This is a genomic window from Phreatobacter sp., from assembly GCF_022843985.1.
Lineage (GTDB): Bacteria > Pseudomonadota > Alphaproteobacteria > Rhizobiales > Phreatobacteraceae > Phreatobacter.
Genome location: NZ_JALHMP010000016.1, coordinates 14,994 through 37,953 on the forward strand (window position 1 = coordinate 14,994; position 22,960 = coordinate 37,953).

At 68.3% G+C, this 22,960-nt stretch carries 23 protein-coding genes and 1 pseudogene; 14 read left to right on the plus strand and 10 right to left on the minus strand.

Going from position 1 to position 22,960, the window contains the following annotated elements:
* Positions 1–18: 18 nt before the first annotated feature.
* The 6 genes from Q0C57_RS12420 to glp all read left to right on the plus strand — a co-directional run bounded on the left by Q0C57_RS12420 (position 19) and on the right by glp (position 6,918).
* Positions 19–243 carry a formate dehydrogenase gene (locus Q0C57_RS12420; RefSeq protein WP_296576745.1) on the plus strand — a complete coding sequence of 75 codons (225 nt, stop codon included), beginning with the start codon at positions 19–21 and terminating at the stop codon, positions 241–243.
* Positions 244–255: 12 nt separating this feature from the next.
* Positions 256–3,207, plus strand: coding sequence for a formate dehydrogenase subunit alpha (locus Q0C57_RS12425; RefSeq protein WP_296576746.1), 2,952 nt, complete (start codon positions 256–258; stop codon positions 3,205–3,207).
* A gap of 17 nt (positions 3,208–3,224) precedes the next feature.
* Positions 3,225–3,821, plus strand: a complete 597-nt coding sequence (gene fdh3B / locus Q0C57_RS12430; protein WP_296576747.1) for a formate dehydrogenase FDH3 subunit beta — start codon at positions 3,225–3,227, stop codon at positions 3,819–3,821.
* A gap of 90 nt (positions 3,822–3,911) precedes the next feature.
* Positions 3,912–4,931: a formate dehydrogenase subunit gamma gene (locus Q0C57_RS12435; protein ID WP_296576748.1), complete on the plus strand. Its 1,020-nt coding sequence runs from the start codon at positions 3,912–3,914 to the stop codon at positions 4,929–4,931.
* Positions 4,932–5,071: 140 nt separating this feature from the next.
* The gene (gene mobB, locus Q0C57_RS12440) at positions 5,072–5,647 is read left to right on the plus strand and encodes a molybdopterin-guanine dinucleotide biosynthesis protein B (protein WP_296576749.1); all 576 of its coding nucleotides are present in this window, start codon (positions 5,072–5,074) and stop codon (positions 5,645–5,647) included.
* Between the two features lie 2 nt (positions 5,648–5,649).
* Positions 5,650–6,918 (plus strand): gephyrin-like molybdotransferase Glp, encoded by a 1,269-nt coding sequence (glp, locus tag Q0C57_RS12445; RefSeq protein WP_296576750.1) that lies wholly within the window; start codon positions 5,650–5,652, stop codon positions 6,916–6,918.
* A 3-nt stretch (positions 6,919–6,921) separates the two neighbouring features.
* Here glp and mobA read toward each other — a convergent pair whose 3' ends face one another.
* The 6 genes from mobA to Q0C57_RS12475 form a co-directional block, all read right to left on the minus strand.
* Positions 6,922–7,548 carry a molybdenum cofactor guanylyltransferase MobA gene (gene mobA, locus Q0C57_RS12450; protein ID WP_296576751.1) on the minus strand — a complete coding sequence of 209 codons (627 nt, stop codon included), beginning with the start codon at positions 7,546–7,548 and terminating at the stop codon, positions 6,922–6,924.
* 3 nt (positions 7,549–7,551) lie between these two features.
* Positions 7,552–8,424 (minus strand): formate dehydrogenase accessory sulfurtransferase FdhD, encoded by an 873-nt coding sequence (locus Q0C57_RS12455; protein WP_296576752.1) that lies wholly within the window; start codon positions 8,422–8,424, stop codon positions 7,552–7,554.
* Between the two features lie 70 nt (positions 8,425–8,494).
* Complete coding sequence (locus Q0C57_RS12460) at positions 8,495–9,298, minus strand: molybdate ABC transporter substrate-binding protein (RefSeq protein WP_296576753.1); 804 nt, start codon at positions 9,296–9,298, stop codon at positions 8,495–8,497.
* A gap of 1 nt (position 9,299) precedes the next feature.
* The gene (locus Q0C57_RS12465; protein ID WP_296576754.1) at positions 9,300–10,175 is read right to left on the minus strand and encodes a substrate-binding domain-containing protein; all 876 of its coding nucleotides are present in this window, start codon (positions 10,173–10,175) and stop codon (positions 9,300–9,302) included.
* Positions 10,176–10,204: 29 nt separating this feature from the next.
* Positions 10,205–10,933, minus strand: a complete 729-nt coding sequence (locus Q0C57_RS12470; protein ID WP_296576755.1) for an ATP-binding cassette domain-containing protein — start codon at positions 10,931–10,933, stop codon at positions 10,205–10,207.
* A gap of 5 nt (positions 10,934–10,938) precedes the next feature.
* On the minus strand, positions 10,939–11,634 hold the full coding sequence (locus tag Q0C57_RS12475) for an ABC transporter permease (protein WP_296576825.1): 696 nt from the start codon (positions 11,632–11,634) through the stop codon (positions 10,939–10,941).
* Positions 11,635–11,740: 106 nt separating this feature from the next.
* On the opposite strand from Q0C57_RS12475, the gene Q0C57_RS12480 reads away from it, so the two are divergent.
* The 4 genes from Q0C57_RS12480 (at position 11,741) to Q0C57_RS12495 (ending at position 16,669) form a co-directional block, all read left to right on the plus strand.
* Positions 11,741–12,631 (plus strand): helix-turn-helix transcriptional regulator, encoded by an 891-nt coding sequence (locus tag Q0C57_RS12480; RefSeq protein ID WP_296576756.1) that lies wholly within the window; start codon positions 11,741–11,743, stop codon positions 12,629–12,631.
* 30 nt (positions 12,632–12,661) lie between these two features.
* Positions 12,662–13,690: a hypothetical protein gene (locus tag Q0C57_RS12485; protein ID WP_296576757.1), complete on the plus strand. Its 1,029-nt coding sequence runs from the start codon at positions 12,662–12,664 to the stop codon at positions 13,688–13,690.
* Positions 13,687–15,633, plus strand: coding sequence for a molybdopterin biosynthesis protein (locus Q0C57_RS12490; RefSeq protein ID WP_296576758.1), 1,947 nt, complete (start codon positions 13,687–13,689; stop codon positions 15,631–15,633). Before Q0C57_RS12485 ends, Q0C57_RS12490 begins: the two co-directional genes overlap by 4 nt.
* A gap of 79 nt (positions 15,634–15,712) precedes the next feature.
* Positions 15,713–16,669, plus strand: a complete 957-nt coding sequence (locus Q0C57_RS12495; protein ID WP_296576759.1) for a DUF2336 domain-containing protein — start codon at positions 15,713–15,715, stop codon at positions 16,667–16,669.
* Between the two features lie 11 nt (positions 16,670–16,680).
* Here the strand turns inward: Q0C57_RS12495 and hemA are convergent, their stop codons facing one another.
* The 3 genes from hemA to infC all read right to left on the minus strand — a co-directional run bounded on the left by hemA (position 16,681) and on the right by infC (position 19,423).
* Positions 16,681–17,910 carry a 5-aminolevulinate synthase gene (gene hemA, locus Q0C57_RS12500; RefSeq protein WP_296576760.1) on the minus strand — a complete coding sequence of 410 codons (1,230 nt, stop codon included), beginning with the start codon at positions 17,908–17,910 and terminating at the stop codon, positions 16,681–16,683.
* A 153-nt stretch (positions 17,911–18,063) separates the two neighbouring features.
* Positions 18,064–18,786, minus strand: coding sequence for an aldolase (locus Q0C57_RS12505; protein WP_296576761.1), 723 nt, complete (start codon positions 18,784–18,786; stop codon positions 18,064–18,066).
* A 109-nt stretch (positions 18,787–18,895) separates the two neighbouring features.
* Entirely contained in the window at positions 18,896–19,423 is a 528-nt protein-coding gene (gene infC, locus Q0C57_RS12510; protein ID WP_296576762.1) for a translation initiation factor IF-3, read from the minus strand.
* Between the two features lie 244 nt (positions 19,424–19,667).
* Here infC and Q0C57_RS12515 point away from each other — a divergent pair, with 244 nt between their 5' ends.
* The 4 genes and pseudogenes from Q0C57_RS12515 to Q0C57_RS12530 all read left to right on the plus strand — a co-directional run bounded on the left by Q0C57_RS12515 (position 19,668) and on the right by Q0C57_RS12530 (position 22,102).
* Positions 19,668–20,426, plus strand: a complete 759-nt coding sequence (locus Q0C57_RS12515; RefSeq protein ID WP_296576826.1) for an alpha/beta hydrolase — start codon at positions 19,668–19,670, stop codon at positions 20,424–20,426.
* A 48-nt stretch (positions 20,427–20,474) separates the two neighbouring features.
* On the plus strand, positions 20,475–21,074 hold the full coding sequence (locus Q0C57_RS12520) for an XRE family transcriptional regulator (RefSeq protein ID WP_296576763.1): 600 nt from the start codon (positions 20,475–20,477) through the stop codon (positions 21,072–21,074).
* A 101-nt stretch (positions 21,075–21,175) separates the two neighbouring features.
* Positions 21,176–21,493 (plus strand): annotated as a pseudogene (locus Q0C57_RS12525) (GNAT family N-acetyltransferase); the annotation flags it as partial.
* A gap of 123 nt (positions 21,494–21,616) precedes the next feature.
* A complete protein-coding gene (locus tag Q0C57_RS12530; RefSeq protein WP_296576827.1) occupies positions 21,617–22,102 on the plus strand; it encodes a GNAT family N-acetyltransferase in 486 nt (161 codons plus the stop codon).
* Positions 22,103–22,123: 21 nt separating this feature from the next.
* On the opposite strand, the gene Q0C57_RS12535 is transcribed toward Q0C57_RS12530, so the two are convergent.
* Entirely contained in the window at positions 22,124–22,861 is a 738-nt protein-coding gene (locus Q0C57_RS12535; RefSeq protein ID WP_296576764.1) for a SprT family zinc-dependent metalloprotease, read from the minus strand.
* Between the last annotated feature and the right edge of the window lie 99 nt (positions 22,862–22,960).

Below are 22,960 nucleotides of genomic sequence, written 5' to 3' on the forward strand. Positions count from 1 at the left end.
GAACGGGAGGACGCGACCATGTCGGGTAGTGCCAAGAACCAAGGAAACGCCGCCGCTCCGGCCCGCCGCGATTTCCTCAAGGCGATGACGGGGGCGTCAGTCGTCACCGCCGCCGCTGTTGTCGGCGCCGCGCCGGCCGAAGCCCAAACAGCCACGCGCGAAAGCCGGAACGAACGCACTAAGGCCCGCTATCAGGCCAATTCTGCGTATGTCCAGGCCTTCTACCGCACCAACCGCTACTGAGAGGCGTTCCCCATGCTCATCAAGCGAAAGTCCCAGGACGCCTCCCGCACCCGCCTCGCCGGCCTTGCCGGTGGCCTGACCTCCGGGGTGATGGATCGCCGCACCTTCCTCGCCCGCTCCGGTCTCACCGCCGCCGGCGCGATCGCCGTCGGCTCGCTGACCCTCGGCGCGGTCCGTCGCGCTGAGGCCGTCGCTGCGCCCCAGCCGGGTGTCGCGATCACGGTGAAGAAGAACATGTGCACCCATTGCTCGGTGGGCTGCACGGTGAAGGCCGAGGTGCAGAACGGCGTCTGGACCGGTCAGGAGCCGGCCTGGGAGAGCCCGATCAACCGCGGCACCCATTGCGCCAAGGGCGCCGCCTCGCGGGAGCTCGTGTTCGGTGAGCGCCGCGTCAAATATCCGATGAAGCTTGTCGGCGGCCAGTGGCAGCGCATCTCGTGGGACCAGGCGTTCAACGAGATCGGCGACAAGATGATGGAGATCCGCGGCAAGTCCGGCGCCGATTCCGTCTATATGCTCGGCTCGGCCAAGTTCACCAACGAGGCGGCCTATCTGTTCCGCAAGTTCGCCGCCTTCTGGGGCACGAACAACGTCGACCACCAGGCCCGCATCTGCCACTCCACCACGGTGGCCGGCGTCGCCAACACCTGGGGCTACGGCGCCCAGACGAACTCCTACAATGACATCCGCAATGCCAAAACCATGATCATCATGGGCGGCAACCCCGCGGAGGCGCATCCCGTCTCGCTGCAGCACGTGCTGGTCGGCAAGGAGATGAACCGCGCCAACATGATCGTGATCGATCCGCGGATGACCCGCACCGCCGCCCATGCGACGGAATATGTGCGTATCCGCTCCGGCACCGACATTCCGGTGATGTGGGGCATCATGTGGCACATCGTGAAGAACGGCTGGGAGGACAAGGAGTTCCTCGCCAAGCGCGTGTTCGGCATGAACGAGGTGCTGAAGGAAGTCGAGAAGTGGGACCCGAAGACTGTCGAGGACGTCTCCGGCGTTCCCGGCGCCCAGCTTGAGAAGGTCGCCAAGCTTTTCGCCACTGAAAAGCCCTCGACCCTGATCTGGTGCATGGGCGCGACCCAGCACACGGTCGGCACGGCCAATGTGCGCGCCTACTGCAATCTGCTGCTGCTCACCGGCAATGTCGGCGGAGCGGGCAATGGCGCCAACATCTTCCGCGGCCACACCAACGTCCAGGGCGCCACCGATCTGGGCCTCGATGTCGGCAACCTGCCGCTCTATTACGGCCTGGTAGAGGGTGCCTGGCGCCATTGGTCGCGCGTCTGGGATGTGCCCTACGACTACTTCGTGTCGCGCTTCGACGACGTGCCGGCCAAGGGTGGCCGCGCCGCCCGCACCGGCAAGCAGAACATGGAGGTCTCGGGCATCCCTTCGACTCGCTGGTTCGACGCCGCCCTTCTGCCCGGCGAGCAGGTGGACCAGAAGGACAACGTCAAGGCGATGTTCGTCATGGGGCACGGTGGCAACACCATCCCGCGCGTCCCGGGGGCCGTTGAGGGCCTCGGCAAGCTCGAGCTGCTGGTTGTGGTCGACCCGCATCCGACAAACTTCGTGTCGCTGCACAACCGGCGAGACGGCACCTATGTCCTGCCGGCCTGCACCAATTTCGAGTGTGACGGCTCGCGGACCGCGTCCAACCGCTCGGTCCAGTGGGGCGAGAAGGTGGTCGAGCCGATCTTCGAATCGGCGACCGATTACTGGATCATCTACAAGTTCGCCCAGAAGCTCGGTTTCGCCGCCGAGATGTTCAAGAACTACACGATGATTAAGGGCAAGTACGGCGACGAGCCCCAGGCCGAATCCATTCTCCGCGAGATCAACCGCGGTGGCTGGTCGACCGGCTATACCGGCCAGTCGCCGGAGCGCATCAAGGCGCACATGGCGAACCAGGACAAGTTCGACATCGTCACCCTGCGTGCGCCGAAGGAACTGGCTGACGTCGGCGGTGACTTCTACGGCCTGCCCTGGCCCTGCTGGGGCAAGCCCGAACTGCGCCACCCCGGCACGCATATCCTCTACAACACCAATGTCACCATCAAGGATGGCGGCGGAACCTTCCGCCCGCGCTTCGGTCTGGAGCGTAACGGCGAGACGCTTCTGGCGCAGAATTCCTGGAGCCTCGACTCAGCAATCCAGGACGGCTATCCGGAGTTCACCTATGCCATCTTCCAGCGGCTCGGCTGGGACGCGGTGCTGACTCCCGAGGAGAAGGCGCAGATCGAGCGTCAGGGTGGAGCCAATCCCGGCGCCGTTTCCTGGGCGACCGACCTCTCCGGCGGCATCCAGCGGGTCTGCCTCGAGAAGAACGTCTGCCCCTTCGGCAACGGCAAGGCCCGCGCCATCGCCTGGAACCTACCCGATCCGGTGCCGATCCATCGCGAGCCGATCTACACGCCGCGCACCGACCTCGTTGCCAAATATCCGGCCCGCGCGGACGAGCGCACGCTGCGCATGCCCAACCTCCACACGACCTATCAGAAGGGCGCCGTGGACAAGGGGATCGCCCGGCAGTTCCCGATCATCCTCACCTCCGGCCGTCTGGTCGAATATGAAGGTGGCGGCGAAGAGACCCGGTCGAACAAGTGGCTCGCCGAGCTGCAGCAGGACATGTTCGTCGAGATCAACCCCCGTGACGCGGCCCAGCGGAACATCGCCGATGGCGGTTGGGTCTGGGTCGCGGGTCCCGAGGGCGGTCGTGCCCGCGTCAAGGCGCTGGTCACCGAGCGTGTCGGGCCCGGCGTCGCCTGGATGCCCTACCACTTCGGTGGCTGGTACCAGGGCGTCGACCAGCGCCGCAATTATCCGCAGGGGACGGATCCGATCGTCCTCGGCGAGAGCGTCAACACCGTGACCACCTACGGCTATGACCCGGTGACGGGCATGCACGAAGGCAAGGCCACGCTCTGCCAGATCCAGGCAGCGTGAGAGGGAGGACCTGATCCATGGCCCGTATGAAATTCCTCTGCGACGCTGATCGCTGCATCGAGTGCAACGCTTGCGTCACCGCCTGCAAGAACGAGCACGACGTGCCCTGGGGCATCAACCGTCGTCGCGTCGTCACGCTCAATGACGGCAAGCCCGGCGAGCGCTCCATCTCCATGGCCTGCATGCACTGCACCGACGCGCCCTGCGCGGCGGTCTGCCCGGTGAACTGCTTCTACACCACCGCGGACGCCGTGGTGCTCCACTCCAAGGAGCTCTGCATCGGCTGCGGCTACTGCTTCTACGCCTGCCCCTTTGGCGCGCCGCAATATCCCCGCGTCAGCAACTTCGGCACGCGCGGCAAGATGGACAAGTGCACCTACTGCGCCGGTGGTCCGCTGGCTGACGGCTCGGCGGCTGAATATGCCTCCTACGGGGCCAACCGCCTCGCCGAGGGCAAGCTGCCGCTCTGCGCCGAGATGTGCTCGACCAAGGCCCTCCTGGCGGGTGACAGCGACATGATCGCGACCATCTACAAGGAGCGTGTGCTGAAGCGTGGCTACGGCTCAGGCGCCTGGGGCTGGCAGACGGCCTACAAGGAAACGATCGCCATCTGACCCGCTGCGGCGGCGGGTTCGCCCGCCGCCCTCATCGCCGTCAATTCCGGATGACCGCAGGCGCGGTCCATTCGCAGGGAGGACCATCCGATGCGCTTCTCGCTTCGGTCTCTCGTTGCCACCTTTGCGGTTGCAATGGCCCTATTCGCCGCTGTGCCGGCCTTTGCCCAGCAGCCAAGCTCGGTCAATCCGACCGCGTCCGCCGTGCAGGAGCGCCAGCTTCTCGATGCACTGCGCGCGGGGACGCCGGGCCAGGGCACGACACTGTCGGGCCGCATCACCATCCCCGACGCCAGCGCCGGCAATCTCATCCAGCCGCAGGGCCAGGCCTGGCGGGTCTTCCACCAGGGCGCCATGCACTGGATAGGTGCCATCGCCATTCTCGGCATGCTGGTCCTTCTAGTCGTGTTCTACATGACGCGCGGCCGCATCATGATCGAAGCTGGCCGGTCCGGCGCCACGATCCTGCGTTTCTCCACCTTCGAGCGCTTCATCCACTGGCTGACCGCTGGCTGCTTCATCATCCTGGCGCTGTCGGGACTGAACGTAACCTTCGGCAAGTTCGTCCTGGCGCCGCTCTTCGGCGAGGACGCCTTCGCCGCCATGTCGCAATGGGCCAAATATGCCCATAACTTCCTCGCATGGCCGTTCATGCTGGGTCTGGTGTTCATGTTCGTCACCTGGGTTGTCCACAACCTCCCGGACAGCACGGACGTCAACTGGATCAAGAAGGGCGGCGGTCTGGTCGGCAGCGAGCATCCGCCGGCGAAGAAGTTCAACGCCGGCCAGAAGGTCATCTTCTGGTCCGTGATCATCGGCGGTGGCCTTCTGTCGCTCTCGGGTGTCTATCTCCTGTTCCCTGAATGGGCGGGCGGGGTTCTCGCCCTGCAGTTCTGGAACATCATCCACGGGATCGTTGCCGTTCTGCTGATCGCTGCCATGATCGCTCACATCTATATCGGCTCGATCGGCATGGAGGGCGCGGCGGATGCCATGACCTCCGGCGAGGTCGATCTCAACTGGGCCAAGGAGCATCATTCGCTCTGGGTCGAGGAGAAGATGGGCAAAGGGTCAATTCATCCTCACGCCGCAGCCCAGCCCGCCGAGTAAACCTATCCGTCAGGTGATGCGATGCGCGCCCGGCCGAAAGGTCGGGCGTCTTTGCGTCAGGGGCTGGCGCCAGCGCGGCCGACACCCTAGTTTCCCGCGGTCGCCGGGACCTTGCCCGGGCGCGGGCCGCGGGAGCGTTCATGAAGGTCGTCGGACTTGCCGGGTGGAGTGGGGCGGGCAAGACCACGCTGCTCGCCCGCGTCATTCCTGTCCTGACCGGCCAGGGAGTCACTGTTTCGACAGTCAAGCACGCCCATCATGCGTTCGACATCGATCAGCCCGGCAAGGATTCCCACGCCCATCGCACGGCAGGCGCCACCGAGGTTCTGGTCGCCTCCGGCCGACGCTGGGCCCTGATGCACGAACTGCGCACAGCCGAGGAGCCGCGCCTGGCCGAACTCCTCACGCGGCTCTCCCCCGTTGACCTCGTCATCGTCGAGGGCTTCAAGCGCGAGGCCCATCCCAAGATCGAGATCCATCGCGCCGCCAACGGCAAACCCTGGCTCTTTCCCGACATCTCCCATGTCCATGGGCTGATCTGCGATGCCGATCCACCGCAGTGGAGCGGTCCCCGGGTCAGCCTGGACGCCGCCGAAGCGGCTGCCGGCCTGCTGCTGGATGCCGCCGAGCCGCTCGCTGACGTCATCGCGCGCCTGATGGCCACCCCGCCGCTGGAACTGGCGCGCCAGCCGCGCAAGGCATCACGGACGGGATAGCCATGGCCCAGCTTTCCTCCGACCAGTTCGCCTTCGGCGGCCAGCTTCTGTCCGTCGAGGCGGCGCTGTCCCGTGTCGGAGCGGGCCTCGCTCCTGTCGCCGAGACAGAAGAGGTCCCCCTGCTTGAGGCCGACGGCCGCATCCTCGCCCGCGACATCGTTGCGCCCGTCAGCCTGCCCCCCTTCTTCAACTCCGCGGTCGACGGCTATGCCGTCCGCTTCGCCGACCTGACACCCGGGGCCGAGACGCGCCTCGCCGTCGGCTCGCGCGTTGCCGCCGGGGCCGTTGCCGCCGCCTCCCGGTCGGCGGAGGCGGTGCGCATCTTCACCGGTGCGCCGATGCCGGAGGGCTGCGACACCGTCTTCATGCAGGAGGATGTCCGGGTTGAAGGCGACGCCGTCGTTCTCCCGCCGGGCCTTGCCGCCGGAGCCAATTGCCGCCCGGCGGGTGAGGACCTGCCGGCAGGGGGTCTGGCCCTGGCCGCCGGCCGGCTGATGGCACCGGAAACCATCGCGCTGGCGGCCGCCCTTGGCCTGACCCAGATCACGGTCCGCCGCCGGGTCCGCGTCGCGGTCTTCTCGACGGGCAACGAGATCGTCTCGCCGGGCACGCCGCTTGGACCCGCCCAGCTCTATGATTCCAACCGGTTCATGCTTCAGGCCCTGCTCCGCCGCCTCGGCGTCGCCGTGACTGATCTCGGCATCCTCGGCGACGACCGGACGGTGATCGCCGCCGCGCTGCGCGCGGCTGCCGCGGACCATGACCTCATCCTGACCTCCGGAGGGGTCTCCACCGGCGAGGAGGATCACGTCAAGACGGCAGTGGAGGCCGTCGGCAGCCTCACATTCTGGCGCCTCGCCATCAAGCCCGGTCGCCCTGTCGCCATGGGCGTGATCCCCTCGGAGAGGCCCGGCCAGGCCGCCGCCTTCATCGGCCTCCCAGGCAATCCCGTCGCCGTCTTCGTTACCTTCGCCCATGTGGTCCGGCCGTTCCTGGCCGTTCTGGCAGGCGGCACGCCCGCTGCGCCCATGGCGCTGCCGGTGCGCGCTGCCTTCCCCTACAGGAAGAAGGCCGGCCGGCGGGAATATGTCCGTGTCGCCCTGCGTCGCGGCGGCGATGGGATGATGGAAGCGGTGAAACATCCCCGCGACGGCGCCGGGGTCATCACCTCGCTGACCGAGACCGACGGCCTGATCGAACTGCCCGAACCGGTGGAGCGCGTCGCCGCCGGCGATACCGTTGCCTTCCTTGCCTATGGCCTGCTGCGCTGAACCCTAGGCCTCGGGAAAGCGGGCGAGGATCGCCTCGGCCTCAGCCAGATCCTCCGGGCTGTTGGCGTTGAAGAAGGGGTCATAGGGCAAGGTCGGCCAGGCGGCCTCGGCGATGCCGTGGCGCGCCGTCCAGTGGTCGATCTTGCGCATGTCCTCGACCACCAGGGCGTGGCGGAGGTCGGCGGCCAGCGATACCGGCCAGAGCCCGACCACCGGGTGGACCTGGTCGCCGGAGCGGGCGCAGGCGAGCGCCGCTCCCGCCGCCGCGCGCGCCGCATGCAATTGCGGCACGAGATCGGCCGGCAGGAATGGCGAATCCGTCGGGATCGACACGAGCCAGTCCATCCCGGGCCGCTGCGCGGCCATCCATTCGAGGGCTGCCAGAATGCCGGCGAGTGGTCCCGCGAACCCTTCCACCGTGTCCGCCACGACCGGCAGGCCGAGACCGGCGAAGCGCGCCGGGTCGCCATTGGCGTTGACGATGAGACCGTCGCATTGCGGGCCGATGCGGGCCACGGCGCGATCGAGGAGGGTCACACCCCCGACGCTGCGCAGCGGCTTGTCGCCGCCGCCCATGCGGCGGGCGAGGCCGCCGGCCAGAAGCACGCCGAGGGTTTCGGGATGGTTCACGCCTCAGTCCTCCGCGCCCTTGCGCCGGTGACGGGCGCTCTCGTCCGCGACATAGGCGAGGTCCTGATCGAAGACGATTCGATCCTCGCCGGCCAGCGCCACGAACCGCTTGCCCTTGGCGCGGCCGATCAGGGTGAGCCCGCACTGGCGCGCCAGTTCCACACCCCAGGCGGTGAAGCCGGAGCGCGAGACGAGAACCGGAATGCCCATCCGTACCGTCTTGATGACCATCTCCGAGGTCAACCGCCCCGTCGTGTAGAAAATCTTGTCGGCGCCGCTCTCGCCGTGGCGGAACATCCAGCCGGCGATCTTGTCCACCGCATTGTGACGGCCGACATCCTCCATATAGACCAGCGGCTGGTCTTCGCGGCACAGCACGCAGCCATGGATGGCGCCGGCCTCGAGATAGAGCGAGGGCATGGTGTTGATGGCGTGGGTCAGTCGGTAGAGCCACGACGTGCGGAACGCGGAGCGGGGCAGGGAGATTTCCGACAGGGCCTCCATCAGGTCGCCGAAGGCCGTGCCCTGGGCGCAGCCCGAGGTCTGGGTCCGCTTCTTCAGCTTGGCCTCGAAATTGGTGTGCTCTTCCGTGCGCACCACCACCACCTCGAGATCCTCGTCATAATCGACGCCGGTGACCACGTCGGTGGGCTTCAGCATGTTCTGGTTGAGCAGATAGCCGATGGCGAGATAGTCGGGATAATCGCCGATCGTCATCATGGTGACGATCTCCTGGGCGTTCAGATAGAGCGTCAGCGGCCGCTCCACCGTCACCGCGGTCTCGATCCGCTCACCCCTCTCATTGATGCCGGTGACCCTCTCGGTGAGGCGCGGGTCGGCGGGGTTGGGTACGATGAGCGGGGCGGATTGGGACATGGCACCGGGGTCACAATGGAACCCGCGTCCATAGCACGGCGCCGCGGCGCCGTGCCATCGGCCCGGAGCCTCACTCCTTCGGCAGGCCCGGGGCGACGAAGCCGTGCCTTGCGAGAATTTGTTGGCCGGGCGGGGACAGGACGAACAGGGCCAGCCGGTAAGCGGCGGGCGAGGCGCTGGCGATGACGGTGATGCCATAATCGGCGCCGACCGCCAGGGTCTCGGGCAGATGCACCATCCGGATGCCGGGTTGCTCGCGCCCGATCGGACCCGCATTGGTGCAATAGGCCAGGAAGAGGTCGGCCTTGCCCTCGGCCAGGACATGGCCGTAGGCATTGCGACCGGCCGGGACCGGCGCGCTGGTCGGTCCTCCCGTCAGTTGCAGGGCCTTGGCCTCCAATGCCGCCCGCGCCCCCGCCCGCACCGCCTCGGCCCGGGCGAAGACCTGGTAGGCATAGTCGCCAGCCGGATCGGCCCGCGGCGTCGAGGTGCCGAGCTTGATCGCCGGGTCGAGCATGCGGTCGAGCAGGGTGGCCGGTGACACCTCGATCCCCGGCCGCACGAAGGCGCAGAGCGCATTGCGCGCGAAGAGGACCACCGGCCCCGCCTTGCCTGCGCTCGCCAAGGCCTGGGGATGGGTCATGTTGGCGGAGGCGAAGACCTCCGCGCGCTCGCCGCCGGCGATGGCCTCGCGGATCAGCCCCGAAGGGCGATAGACCTGCGTCACCTTCGGCCCGCCCGCCGCCACGAAGGCCGACGAGACCTCCGTCAGGGCGCCACGCAGGCTCCCCGCCGCGTGCAGGAGGACTGTCTCCTGGGCCAGGGCCGAACCTGTGCTCAATGCCAGGACAGCCGCAATGATCAGCGTCCGCATCTCAAGCCCCCGTATCCGAGGCATTGGCGAAGAAAAGCTGCTGACCGTTGATCTTGTAGTCGGCAATGGCCTTCTGGCCCTCCGGGCTGACGATCCAGTCGATGAAAGTCTGGCCGTCCGCCTGTTTCACATGAGGGTGACGCTGCGGGTTCACCAGCATGATGCCGTACTGGTTGAACAGACGGCGGTCGCCCTCGACGAGGATGTCGAGATCGCCGCGGTTGCGGAACGACAGCCAGGTGGCGCGGTCGGACAGGACATAGGCATTCATGCCGCCCGCCGTGTTGAGGGCGGCGCCCATACCCTGGCCGATCTCGCGGTACCAGGTCCCACGCGTGGCGGCGAGATCGATGCGGGCCGCCTGCCACAGGGCGAGTTCGGCCTGATGCGTGCCGGAGCGGTCGCCGCGCGACACGAAGGGCGCCGCCTTGGTCTGGATGGCGGTCAGGGCGGCGGCGATGTCGCGCGAGCCCTTGATACCGGCCGGGTCGCTCTTCGGACCGATGAGCACGAAGTCGTTGTACATGACCGGGCGGCGCGGGCCGCCATGGCCGTCGGCGACGAATTTCTCCTCCGCCGCGCGCGCATGCACGAAGACGACATCCGCATCGCCCCGCCGCCCGGTGTCGAGGGCCTGGCCGGTGCCCTGGCTGATGACCCGGACGTCGATGCCGGTCTTCGCCCTGAACAGCGGCAGCAGATGGTTGAACAGGCCGGAATCGACGGTCGACGTGGTCGAGGCCACCGTGATGAACCGGGTGCCTGCCTGAGCCGGTGTCGCTGCCGTCGCTGCGGGACGGGCGTCCTGGGCCAGCGCCGCGGCGCCGAAGGCCAGCAACGCCGTCGTGGCGCCCAGCAGATGTCTCTTGGTCAGCATGGTTGTCTCCTCAGGTTTGTCGGACCGGATCACCAGACGAGGTCACCGGCGATGAAAGCGCGGGCCTCGGGGCTGGCCGGACCGGCGAAGAAGGGTGCGGCCGCGGCGTCCTCGCCGAGGCGGCCGCGGTTGAGGAACAGCACCCGGTCGGCGAGCCGCCGCGCCTGCCCCATGTCGTGGGTGGCCATGACCAGCGTCATGCCCTCGCCCCTGAGCGCCATCAGCATCTCCTCGATCTGGCGCGTGGCGCCGGGATCGAGCTGCGAGGTCGGCTCGTCGAGGAACAGGACCTGCGGGCGCAGCGCCCAGGCCCGGGCAATGGCGAGGCGTTGCTGCTCGCCGCCCGACATGAGCCGCGCCGGACGCTCGGCGAGGCCGGCGAGCCCGAAGCGCTCGAGCGCCTCCGCGCAGCGCGTCGCCCTCTCGCTGCGCGACAGGCCGAAGGCGGCCAGCGCGTGCAGCATGTTGGCGCGGGCCGAGCGACGCAGCATGACCGGCTTCTGGAACACCATGGCATGACGTTTCACGCCACCGACGACCCCATCAGCCGCCGCCCACGAGACGACCCCGGAGGTCGGCGTCAGCAGGCCGTGGCAGAGCCGCAGGGTCAGCGACTTGCCCGACCCGTTGGGCCCGATCAGCACCGTCAGACCGCCCTTCGGCAGGGTGAAGCCGATGCCATCCACCAGAGGGCGCCCGCCGGCCGCAAAGACCAGATCGGTGACCGTCAGCGGCAGGACGGAGAGGGTGTCGCGCATGTCGCTCATCCCGCGAAGCGCGCGCCGACACGGCTCGCGCCATAGGTGACGGCATTGATGGCGAGGGTCAGCAGGATGAGCACGATGCCGAGGCCGAGCGCCAGCGGCAGGTCGCCTTTGGAGGTCTCCAGCGCGATGGCGGTCGTCATCGTGCGGGTATAGCCGGCGATATTGCCGCCGACGATGAGCACGGCGCCGACCTCAGCGCTGGCCCGGCCGAACCCGGCGAGGATGGCGGTGGCGAGGGCGAAACGCCCGTCCCAGAGCAGGGTGGGAATGGCGCTGATGCCAGTCAGCCCGATCGAGGCCAGGTGCTCGCGATACTCACCGTGGAGATCCTCGGTGAGTTGCCGGGTGATGGCGATGACGATAGGCAGGACCAGCAGCGTCTGCGCCGCCACCATTGCGGTCGGGGTGAACAGCAGGCCGAGCGGCCCGAGCGGTCCCGAGCGCGACAGCAGCAGGAAGACGAGGAGCCCGGCGACCACGGGCGGCAGGCCCATCAGCGCATTGACCAGCACGATGACCGCGCCGCGGCCGGGAAATCGCGCGAGCGCCAGCAGCGCACCGAGCGGCAGGCCGATGAGCGCGGCGATGGCCACGGCGGACAGCGTCACGGTCAGCGACAGGCCGACAATGGCGAGGAAGGCCGGGTCGCCGCCGAGGATGAGCCCGATGGCGGCCGCGAAGGACTGGGAGATGTCCAAGGGAGGATAAGATCCAGTGTCGGAGGCAAACTATTGCGAACTCTACAAAAAATGCATAGGAATAGGCAAATATGGAATCAATGCACTTAAGGGCATGTTTATGCAGGATGATGTCTTCCTGACCACGGACGAAGCGGCAGTCTATCTCCGCATGAAGGAGCGCAAGCTCTATGAGCTTGTGGCCAATGGCGCGGTGCCCTGTTCGAAGGTCAGCGGCAAATGGCTGTTTCCCCGTGCGGCGCTCGACCGCTGGGTGGCCGCCGGTCTCGCCCGGCCCGACGGTTTTGTTGCCGAGCCGGCCCCGCCCATCGTCGGGGGCAGCCACGATCCCCTGCTCGAATGGGCTCTGCGCCAGTCGGGATCGGGCCTGGCGCTTCTCGCCGAGGGGTCCGAGGCGGGTCTCGACCGGCTGGAACGCAACGAGGTCGCCGCCGCCGCCATTCACCTGCACGACTCCGGCGACGACGCGGCTGCGAACCGTTCCGGCGTCATCGCCCGGGCGGGCCTTCACGACGCCGTGGTGATTGGTTTCGCCCGTCGCGAGCAGGGCTTTCTCGTCGCTCCCGGGAACCCGCTGGCCATCGGTACGCTCGATGACGTGGCCCGGCGCGAGGCGCGCATCGGGCTGCGCCCGGCCGGCGCCGGCGCCCAATTGCTGCTGGCGGCCGTGGCGGCGCGATCCGGCATGGCCCTCGACCGTCTCCGGCACGCGCCGGTACCCTATCCGACGGGGCCGGACCTCGCTCTTGCCATCCGGGGTGACGAGATCGATTGCGGCATCGCCACCCGCGCCGTCGCCGCCCTGCATGGTCTCGGCTTCGTGCCCCTGGTCTGGGAAACCTTTGATCTCGTGCTGCGCCGTCGCACCTATTTCGAGCCTCCGGCCCAGCGGCTCTTCGCCTTTTTGCGCGAGCCGGTCTTCGCCCGCCGCGCCGAGGCCCTGGGTGGATATGACGTGGCGCCAGCGGGCATCGTAAAGCTCAACCGGTGACATGAACGGCGCGCGCCCCATATGAACCTCATGTCCAGCGGTCCCACGCTCACGCCCCTCGGCGATGCCCTCGCCCGCCTTCTCGCCGGTCTCGCGCCCGTGGCGGCCGAAACCGTGCCTGTGGGCGCGGCGATCGGATGGGTCGCGGCCGGGACGGTGCGGGCCGCGAGGGCCCTGCCTGCCCGGTCGGTCGCGCTGCGGAGCGGCATTGCGGTGGCCAGCGCCGACCTCGTCGGCGCCTCACCCTATACCCCTGCCCTGATGGCCTCGGCGCCGCGCCGGCTGTTCCATGGCGATGACCTTCCTGACGGCGCCGATGCGGTGCTTCCCGCCGATGCCGTCACCGTTTCGGGATCGGTCCACGAGATCGGCCAGGCGGCCTATCCCGGCGAAGGCGCGGCGCTGGCCGGAAGCGACCTGGCGCAGGACGCGGTGCTCGTCGCCGGCGGCGTCACGATCACCGCCGAGATGGCCCTGGCGCTGGCCTTGTCCGGCATCACCACCGTGGCCATCCGCCGCCCGTGCATCGCCGTGACCGGCGACAGCGCTGGTGGTGAAGCGGCCTGGCTCGCTGCGCGGCTGTCGGCGGCAGGCTGCGCCGTCGTCACCGCACCGCCCGCCGATCTCACCCTGCACCTGGCGGCGGACCCGGCCGGGATCACGGTGGACCTGTCCGGCATCGCCGTCCGTCCGGGCGGCGACATGGCGCTGTCCGGCGATGCCGCCGGCCGGATGCTCGTCCTCGCGCCGCGTTTCGATGCCGTCGTCACGGGCTTCTATGCCCTCGTTCTGCCTTTCGTCGCAGGCGCCACGGCGCGGCGGCCCCGCCTTGTCTCCCGTCCGCTCACCCGCAAGATCGTTTCGCAGGTGGGTCTTGCCGACATCGCCTTGCTGCGCCACACCGGTGATGCCTTCGAACCTCTCGGCATCGGCCGTGTCACCCTGTCGGCCCTGCTCGCCGCCGATGCGGTCGCTATCCTCGATCCGGCGAGCGAGGGTGCCGCGGCCGGCGCGCCGCTCGCCGCGATCCCCGTCACGGAGCCTTTCGAACCGCTATGACCCCGAATGCCGCCATCGTTCAGGACCAGTTCCTGACAGTCCTGTCCCGCGACGAGGCCATCGCCCGATTCCGCGCGGCGCTCGACCTCACGCCGCTCGGGGCGGAGCCGGTGGCCCTCGACGGGCTGGTGGGACGTGTCCTCGCCGAAACCATCGCCGCCCCGGTCGACGCGCCGCCCTTCGACCGTTCGGTGGTCGACGGCTTCGCCCTGCGCGCCGCCGATGTGCCGACCGCGTCCGAGGCGGCCCCGGTCTGGCTGCAGCTGAACGCCGAGACCATCGCCTGCGGAACCCCGCCCGGTCTCGCCGTGGCCGCCGGCACGGCCACGCCCATCGCGACGGGCGGTCCCATCCCGCGCGGCGCCGATGCGGTGGTGATGATCGAGCATACCGCCTTTGAGCCGGGGCGGGGCCTGTCCGTCCAGCGGGCCGTCGCGCCGGGGCAGAACATCGCCTTCGCCGGTTCCGACATCGCCCGTGGCGAAACCCTCCTGCGCCGCGGCACGGTGATCGGCTCGCGAGAGATCGGCATGCTCGCGGCGGTCGGTGCCGCGGCGGCCCCCGTCTGGCGCAAGCCGCGGGTCGCGGTCATTTCCACCGGCGACGAACTGGTGGCGCCGGGCGACGCACTAAGGCCCGCCGCCATCTACGATTCCAACGGCCCCATCGTCGCCGCTGCCCTGGAGGAGAACGGCTGCACCCCGATCCGCTTCGGCGCCATCCCCGATGTCGCAGCGGCGCTTGAGGCGGCCATTCGGCAAGCCCATGCCACCTGCGATGCCGTGATCCTGTCCGGGGGCACCTCGAAGGGCGCCGGCGACCTCACCTACCGCATCGTCGAGAAGCTCGGCGCGCCGGGCATCGTTGCCCATGGCGTCGCCCTGAAGCCGGGCAAGCCGCTCTGCCTCGCCGTCTGCGAGGGCAAGCCGGTGGTTATCCTGCCGGGCTTCCCGACCTCGGCCATGTTCACCTTCCACGACATCGTCGCCCCGGTCCTGCGCCTTCTGGCAGGTCTGCCGGAGCGGGCGGAAATCGGTGTCACGGCGCGCGCCGCGGCGCGCATTCCCTCCGATCTCGGCCGGACCGAATTCGTCATGGTGGCGCTCTCACAAGGCCCCGAGGGCCTTGCCGCCTATCCCGTCGGCAAGGGCTCGGGAGCGGTCACCGCCTTCAGCCAGGCGGACGGGTTTCTCACCATCGATGCGCTGAGTGAAGCCATGGCGCCGGGCGCCGAGACCAGCGTCACGCTCTTCGCCCCCCATATCGCCGCGCCCGACCTCACCATCATGGGCAGCCACTGCACCGGCCTTGACGCGGTGATCGAGCGTCTGGCGGATAGCGGCGTTACGGCACGCTCCCATGCCCTGGGAAGTCTCGGCGGTCTCGCCGCCCTCAGGCGGGGTGAATGCGACATCGCGCCGATCCACCTCCTCGATGCCGCCAGTTCCCGTTACAACGCGCCCTTCCTGACGGATGGCATGCGCCTCGTTCCAGGCTGGCGCCGCATGCAGGGCCTTGTCTATCGCCCCGGCGACAGCCGTTTCGATGGCCACACCGTGCCCGAGGCGGCTCTGGCGGCGGCCGTGGCCGATCCCGACTGCCTGATGGTCAACCGCAATACCGGTGCCGGTACGCGGGTGCTCCTGGACGGGCTCCTCGCCGGCCGCAAGCCGCCAGGCTACTGGAACCAGCCGCGCTCCCACAATGCGGTGGTGGCCGCAATCGCCCAGGGCCGGGCCGATTGGGGCCTTGCCATCGCGCCGGCCGCCGCCGCCCTCGGTCTCGGCTTCATCCCGCTCGGCCTGGAACACTACGATTTCGCCGTCGCTGCCGTGCCGCGACGCCCGGCGGCTCTCGTCCGCTTCGAGGCGGCGCTGGCGGCAGCCGCTCCGGCGCTGGTCGGTCTCGGCTTCACCCCAGCCGGTGAGCCCCGGGACGCCTGACGCCCCTTGGCGTGGCAACAGATGGTTTAGGTCTGATTAAGACATCTGCGGCATCCTGCGATCCCAAAGGTTGTGGTGGATGACAGCGCAATTCGACGAAGCCCTGAAGCCGATCAATTCGATGATCGGCGCTCTCGCGCCCAAGCTGCGCGGAGCGCTGGTGGAGGAGCTTGTCGACGAAATCTCCCGCGAGCGGCTGAATGCGGATTCGCGCAAGGCGCTGGTGCTCGACAATATAGTCGCCGAGGCGCTGCGGGACGCGCCGATGTCCAGCCGCGTCCGCGCCTCTCCACGTCTCGCCCGCTGCGCGGCCAGCCTGCCGGAAGCGTCCACGACTCTCGCCTGCGACGTGATCACCGTCGCCGAAGCCATTCTCAACGCGCCCGACCTGCCCGACGAGATCATGCTGCGTGTCTGCGCCTCGGACCGCCAGGAGCATATGCAGATCATTGCCAAGCGGCAGAAGGTCTCTGCGCTGATCTCGCGGGCCATCGTCGAGAACGGGGAGGCCGCCACCGTCCTGACGCTGGTGCGCAATGCAGGCGCGCACCTCACCTCGGAAGGTTTCGCCGAGATCGTGGCGCGCCACGGGGCCGATCCCGCGGTCCGTTCCATGCTCACCCAGCGTCCCGACTGTCCGGTCGATCTGGCGACGAAATTCGGCGCCGCCACTTCGCGGGACATCCCGACCGGCGAGGAGCTTCTGGAACAGTTGCAGCAACTCTCCGAAGAGCGGCAGATCGTTCCCGCGGTGGACCTGCTGATGCGCTGCATCGGTCGCGACCGTGATGCCGGCCGGAAGATCCTTGAGCGTGACGACGAGAAGGCGCTGGGCGCCATCTGCCATATCGCCGGGGTCGATGCGGAGACCTACGAGATGTTGGTCACCGCTTGGCGCGTCACCGCCGGCAAACCCATGACCGACGTTCACAAGGCGCCGGTGCGGTTCCGGCTGATGCGTCCCGCCGAGATCGACCGGGTCATCTCCCGCCTGCCGCTAGCCCGCATGCGCACCACCGAGGTGGTGTCCGCCTGAGTGGCAGCGGCCTATTCGGCGGCTGCCTGATATCGCTGGACCGGCAGGCCGAGATCCAGCCAGACCTGCAGCAGGGCGCCGGCCAGATCGTCGATCATCGCATCGGTATGGGCCGGGCCTGGCGTGATCCTCAGGCGCTCGGTTCCCTTGGGCACGGTCGGGTAGTTGATGGGCTGGATGTAGATGCCGTGATCGGCCAGCAGCCGGTCGCTTGCCGCCTTGCAGCGCTCCGCGTCCCCCACCAGGACCGGCACGATATGGGTGTCGGACACCATGACGGGCAGGCCCGCGAGCGCCAGCACGCGCTTGGTCCGGGCTGCCTGACGCTGCTGCATGTCGCGCTCGATGGCTGAGCCCTTCAGGTGACGGATGGCGGCGGCCGCGGCACTGGCAATGGCCGGCGGCAGGGCGGTGGTGAAGATGAAACCCGGCGCATGGCAGCGCACCGCGTCGATCACCGCCGCCGATCCCGCGATATAGCCGCCCATGACGCCGAAGGCCTTGCCGAGCGTGCCTTCGATGACGTCGAGCCGGTTCATCTGTCCGTCGCGTTCGGCGACGCCCGCGCCCCGTGGCCCGTACATGCCCACGGCATGGACCTCGTCGATATAGGTCATGGCGCGGTGGCGCGCGGCGAGATCGCAGATCGCGGCGATCGGTGCGATGTCGCCGTCCATCGAATAGACGCTCTCGAAGACGATCAGCTTGTTGCGGGCGGGGCCCGCCGCGATCAGCAGCTCTTCCAGGTGGGCGAGGTCGTTATGGCGGAAGATGACGCGTTCGCAGCCGGATTGACGGACACCCTCGATCATCGAATTGTGGTTGAGGGCATCCGACAGGATGAGGCAATCGGGCAGCAGCTTGGCGATGGTCGAGATGCCGGCCTGGTTGGAAATGTAGCCGGATGTGAAGACCAGAGCTGCTTCCTTGCCGTGGAGATCGGCGAGTTCGCGCTCCAGCTCGACGATCGGATGCGACGTGCCGGAAATGTTGCGCGTGCCACCGGCGCCCGCGCCCATGGAGCGGGCGGTCTCGGCCATGGCCTCCACCACCTTGGGGTGGTGGCCCATGCCGAGATAGTCGTTGGAACACCAGATGACGACATCGCGCGGGCCGGCCGGAGAATGCCAGATGGCTTGCGGAAACTGGCCGACCTTGCGTTCGAGGTCGGCGAAGACCCGGTAGCGGCGTTCGTCCTTCAGCCGCGAGACGGCCTGCTCGAAAAAATGCGCGTAGGTCATGGCTCGTCGATCCGTGCGAGCCCCGGCGACAGGTCGGGGGATGTCAGAATGTGCCGAAGCACGTCCGTTTCGGCCTTGACGTTGATCAAGGACCGCGCACGCTGATTAGCACCGTTCCAAACTGGTCCGCCATGCACCGATGGTCGCGGGCCGTCACAAACCGTTGATCCGCATCAGCGCCTGGAAATGCTTGGTCGCCTGGTAGTCTAGGACCTGCATCCACTCCCGCGCCGTCTGCCGCGCCTGCTCGTCGGGGATGATCTTCAGCGGCAGTCCGGTCGACAGGGCCAGAACCTGCTGTCGGCAGGCACGTTCCAGGTAATAGAGATCGTCGAAGGCGACCGCGACCGTCGGCCCGCCAATGGTCACGCCGTGATGTTCGAGGAAGATCACGTCGGCATGGGGATTATCCTTCTGCGCCTGGGCGATGCGTTCTCCCTCATCGGCGTTGAGCGCCACGCCACCGAAGCCCTGATAGGCGGTCCGGCCGAGGAAGCGGCAGGCCGTCTGGTGCGCCATTTCCAACCGGCCGCCCTCCACCATGGTGAGGGCGGTGGCATGGGGCATGTGCACGTGGAGGATCGCCTGGTGGCGCGGATTGGCGCGGTGGCCGGCGACGTGGATGTTGCGGGCGGTCGCCTCCACCTCGCCCCAGCCCTGGTGGATCGTGCCCTCGCCGTCGATCAGCAGCAGGTCGTCGGGGCGCATCTCACCCCAGTGGATGCCGTAGGGATTGATCAGGTAGCGCTCGTCCGCGCCGGGCACCACGACGGAGAAGTGGTTGCAGATGCCCTCGTTGAGGTCGAACCGTGCGGCCAGCCGCAGCGCTGCCGCGAGGTCGCGCCGCAAGGTCCCGATATCGGCGGTGGCGGACATGCCTGTCTCCCGGATCTGATGTGCTCGGGCTGATCCCGAAACGAAAACGCCTGCGATCGGATCGCAGGCGTCGGTGACAATGCAGGGTCGCGCCGGAGGCCGGCAAGCCTCATTTCGGCGCGAGCACCATGATCATCTGGCGACCCTCGAGCCGCGATTCCTGTTCGACCTTGGCGATGTTGACCGTATCGCCCTTGACCCGGTCGAGAACCTTCACGCCGAGATCCATATGCGCCATCTCGCGACCGCGGAAGCGCAGGGTCACCTTAACCTTGTCGCCTTCCTCGAAGAAGCGCTTCATCGCCTTCATCTTCGTCTCATAGTCGTGATCGTCGATGCCGGGGCGAAGCTTGATCTCCTTGACCTCGACCGTCTTCTGATTGCGGCGGGCCTCGGCAGCCTTCTTCTGCTCCTGGAACTTGAACTTGCCGTAGTCCATGATCTTGCAGACAGGCGGCACGGCGTTCGGGGCGACCTCGACAAGGTCGAGCCCGGCCTCCACAGCCATCAGGACGGCATCGCGAGTCTGGATCACGCCGCGGTTCTCGCCCTCGGCATCGATCAACTGGACTTCGCGGACACGGATCATGTCGTTGATGCGCGGCCCGTCACGCTCGACGGGGGCGGCGGCTCTCATGGGTCTGCGAATGGGGGCGTCTCCTTGCCACGTTTCTGGGACCGGATCGCCGCAGGCCGCGCCCCTGCCGACGGGGAAAGACGCATACCCACCTGCGGATCATCCGGAGGCTGGGGAAGATCGGGAGAAACGCCGCGAAAGTCAATGGTTGCCGGCGTTTTGTGCGCCTGTCTTGCCTCCGGGGCGCGCGGCCGGGTAGTCAGGACCGCCCCCGGCTTTCCCGTTTCGGAGATATGCCACCGTGATCACCCTCCCCGAACCGGATTTCCTGACGGTCGGAACTGGCGCTGCCGCCCGCCGCATCGCCTGGCGCCATGTTCCGGGGCGGGAACCGACCATCGTCTGGCTGGGCGGCTTCAAGTCCGACATGAAGGGCACCAAGGCCGAGGCGCTCGCTGCTTTCGCCGCGCGGACGGGCCGGGCCTTCCTCCGCTTCGACTATTCCGGCCACGGCGAATCGGAAGGTTCCTTCCAGGAGGGGACCATCTCCCGCTGGTCCGAGGAAGCCGCCGCCATGGTCGCGCGGGCCGGACCGCGACCGGTCCTCGTCGGCTCCTCCATGGGCGGCTGGATCGCTCTCCTGGTCGCCCGTCGCATGGCCATCCCCCCTACCGCCATGGTGCTGATCGCCCCCGCTCCGGACTTCACCGAGGCGCTGATGTGGCCGTCCTTCCCCGAGGAGGTCCGGCGGACGATCATGGCCGAGGGCTGCTGGATCCGTCCCTCAGCCTATGATCCGGGCGGCTATCCCATCACCCGGGCCCTGATCGAGGACGGGCGCCGCAACCTCGTCCTCGGCGGCCTGGTGGAGACGGGCTGCCCTGTCCACATCCTGCAGGGCATGCAGGATCCGGACGTGCCCTGGCGCCACGCCATGCTGCTCGCCGAAAAGATAGCCCGCGACGACGTGGTGCTGACGCTGGTCAAGGACGGCGACCATCGCCTGTCCCGCGACGAGGACATCGCGAGGCTCGAAGAGGCGGTCGCCGCCATGGCGCCATAGGCGCCGGCCATCGTTGATTCCATTATCCGGGAATGATACTCTCGGAACATGGACAGCGCCGCGGATTCGACCGACCACCTCGACCAGATCGTCGCCCAGCGCGTGCGCGATCTGCGGGCCGCCAAGGGCCTGACCCTGGATCAGCTGGCGGCCCTGTCGGGCGTGTCCCGTGCCATGATCTCGCGGATCGAGCGCGCCGAGGCGAGCGCCACGGCGGTTCTCCTGGTCAAGCTCGGTGCGGCCCTCGGCGTTACCCTCGGGGCGCTTTTCGAAAGGCCGCAGCCGCGGCCTGATCCGGTCCGCCGTGCCGCCAGCTCGGCCGTGCGCACCGACCCCGAAACCGGCTACACCCGCCGCAATGTCGCCCCGCCCAATGCCTCCGGCACCGATATCGTCGAGGTCATGCTGCCGCCGGGCAAACGTGTCGCCTATGACAACATCGTCGTCATCCCGGTCGAGCAGTTCGTCTGGGTCTTCGCGGGGACGCTGACCCTGACCTATGACGGCCTGACCACCGACCTCGGACCCGGTGATTGCCGGGTGATGCGGCTCGACACCCCACTGGTCTTCGAGAATCGCACCGATGCGCCGGCGCGCTACTGCGTCGTGCTGGTGTCCCATGCCGCGCCTCCGGGACTGCGCCGATGATCACGATCGAAACGCTCGATGCCGCGGCGATCAGGCACCACCGGCCGGACCTGGCGGCGGTTCTGGTCGACTGTGTCACCCATGGGGCCTCGGTCAGTTTCATGAAGCCCTTCGGCCAGGCGGAAGGCGAAGCCTTTTTCGGGCGCGTCGCCGACAGCGTCGCCGCCGGGGATACCGTTCTCGTCGCCGCCTTTCTCGGCGACCGCGTCATTGGCACCGCCCAGCTCGGGCTCGACATGCCGCCGAACCAGCCCCATAGGGCCGAGGTGAAGAAGATGCTTGTCCATTCCCATGGGCGCCGTCAGGGCATTGCCGGTTCGATGCTGCGGCGTGTCGAGGAGGAGGCGCTGTCACGCGGCCGCCATCTCCTGATCCTCGATACTGCGAGCGAGGAGGCCAGGCGCGTCTACGAGCGTGGCGGCTGGTCGCGTTTCGGCTTCGTGCCCGACTTCGCGCTGCTGCCGGATGGCGGCTTCTGCGACACCACCTACTATCTGAAGGACCTGTCACCGCCGCGCGGGACGCCCGTCTCGGCGGCAAGCGTGCGCGACGCGACCGCGGCGGACATGCCGGCCATCCTCGCCATCGTCAACCACGCCATCGCCACCAGCACCGCCATCTGGTCGGACGAGCCGGTGGATCTCGCCAGCCGCCAGGCCTGGCTGCGCGACCGCCTGGCAACAGGCAGTCCGGTGCTGGTCGCGGAGGACGACGGCGCCGTTGTGGGCTTCGGCTCCTACCTGCAGTTTCGCGCCTGGTCTGGCTACCGCAATGCCGTCGAGCATTCCGTCTATGTGCGCGACGACCGGCGTGGCTCCGGCGTCGGCTCGGTGCTGCTCGCGGGCCTGCTCGCGCGCGCCAAGGCCGCCGGCAAGCATGTGATGATCGGCGGGATCGAGGGCCGGAACACCGCCTCGCTGCGGCTGCATCGGCGCGCCGGCTTCATCGAGGTCGGCCGCATGCCGGGCATCGGCGAGAAGTTCGGCCGCAAGCTCGATCTCGTCTTCGTGCAGAAGCAGATCGCCTGAGCGGCCCGCCCGCGGTGCCGCTCAATCCGCCCCGTAGCGGTGCAGGGTCGCCCCATTGCTGCGCAGCCAGGCCTTGGCCGCGTCCATGCCGGGACACAGATCCCGGACGATCCGCCAGAACCGCGCCGAATGGTTCATCTCCCGGAGATGGGCCACCTCATGCGCGGCCAGATAGTCGACCACGAAGGGCGGGGCGAGGATCAGGCGCCAGGAATAATTGATCGCCCCCGACGAGGAGGCCGAGCCCCAGCGGCTCGCCTGGTCGCGGATGCCGATGCGGGTCACCTTGACGCCGAGCCGCTTGGCATAGTGCCGCGTCGCCGCCTCGAGGTCCTTACGGGCCTCGCGCTTGAGGAAGTCCTGCACGCGGCGGGACAGGAAGGCCGCATCGCCCGAAACGAGGATGGCGCCTTCCTCCACCGAAACCGTGCCGCGTCGTTCCGGGCTGTGGACGACCGTGTGGGGCACGCCGCGGAGCGGCACCACGGCGCCGTGGGCGAAGCCGAGTGCCTCGGGAATGCGGTTGAGCCGGGTGGCGATCCAGGCGCCATGCCGCTCGGCGAAGCCGATGGCGTCGGCGAGCCTGGCCCGCGCCGGCATGGAGAGCACGGCGTCGCGGCTCGCGGCGCGCACCCTGAGGGTGAAACGGCGCGCCTGCGGCAGGCGGCGCAGTTCCACCGCATAGGGCACACCCTCATGCGAGACGGTGATCGCCTGCGGATCGGGCTCGCGCTGGAACAGCCTGCGGATGATCGACATGCGATCAGATTAACCGAGTCGGCTGTGCGGAGGCCAGCCGCGAAGACGGGGCCGTCCGGACACCGCCACGGTCTGCTGCCAGCCCGGAGCGGGAATACG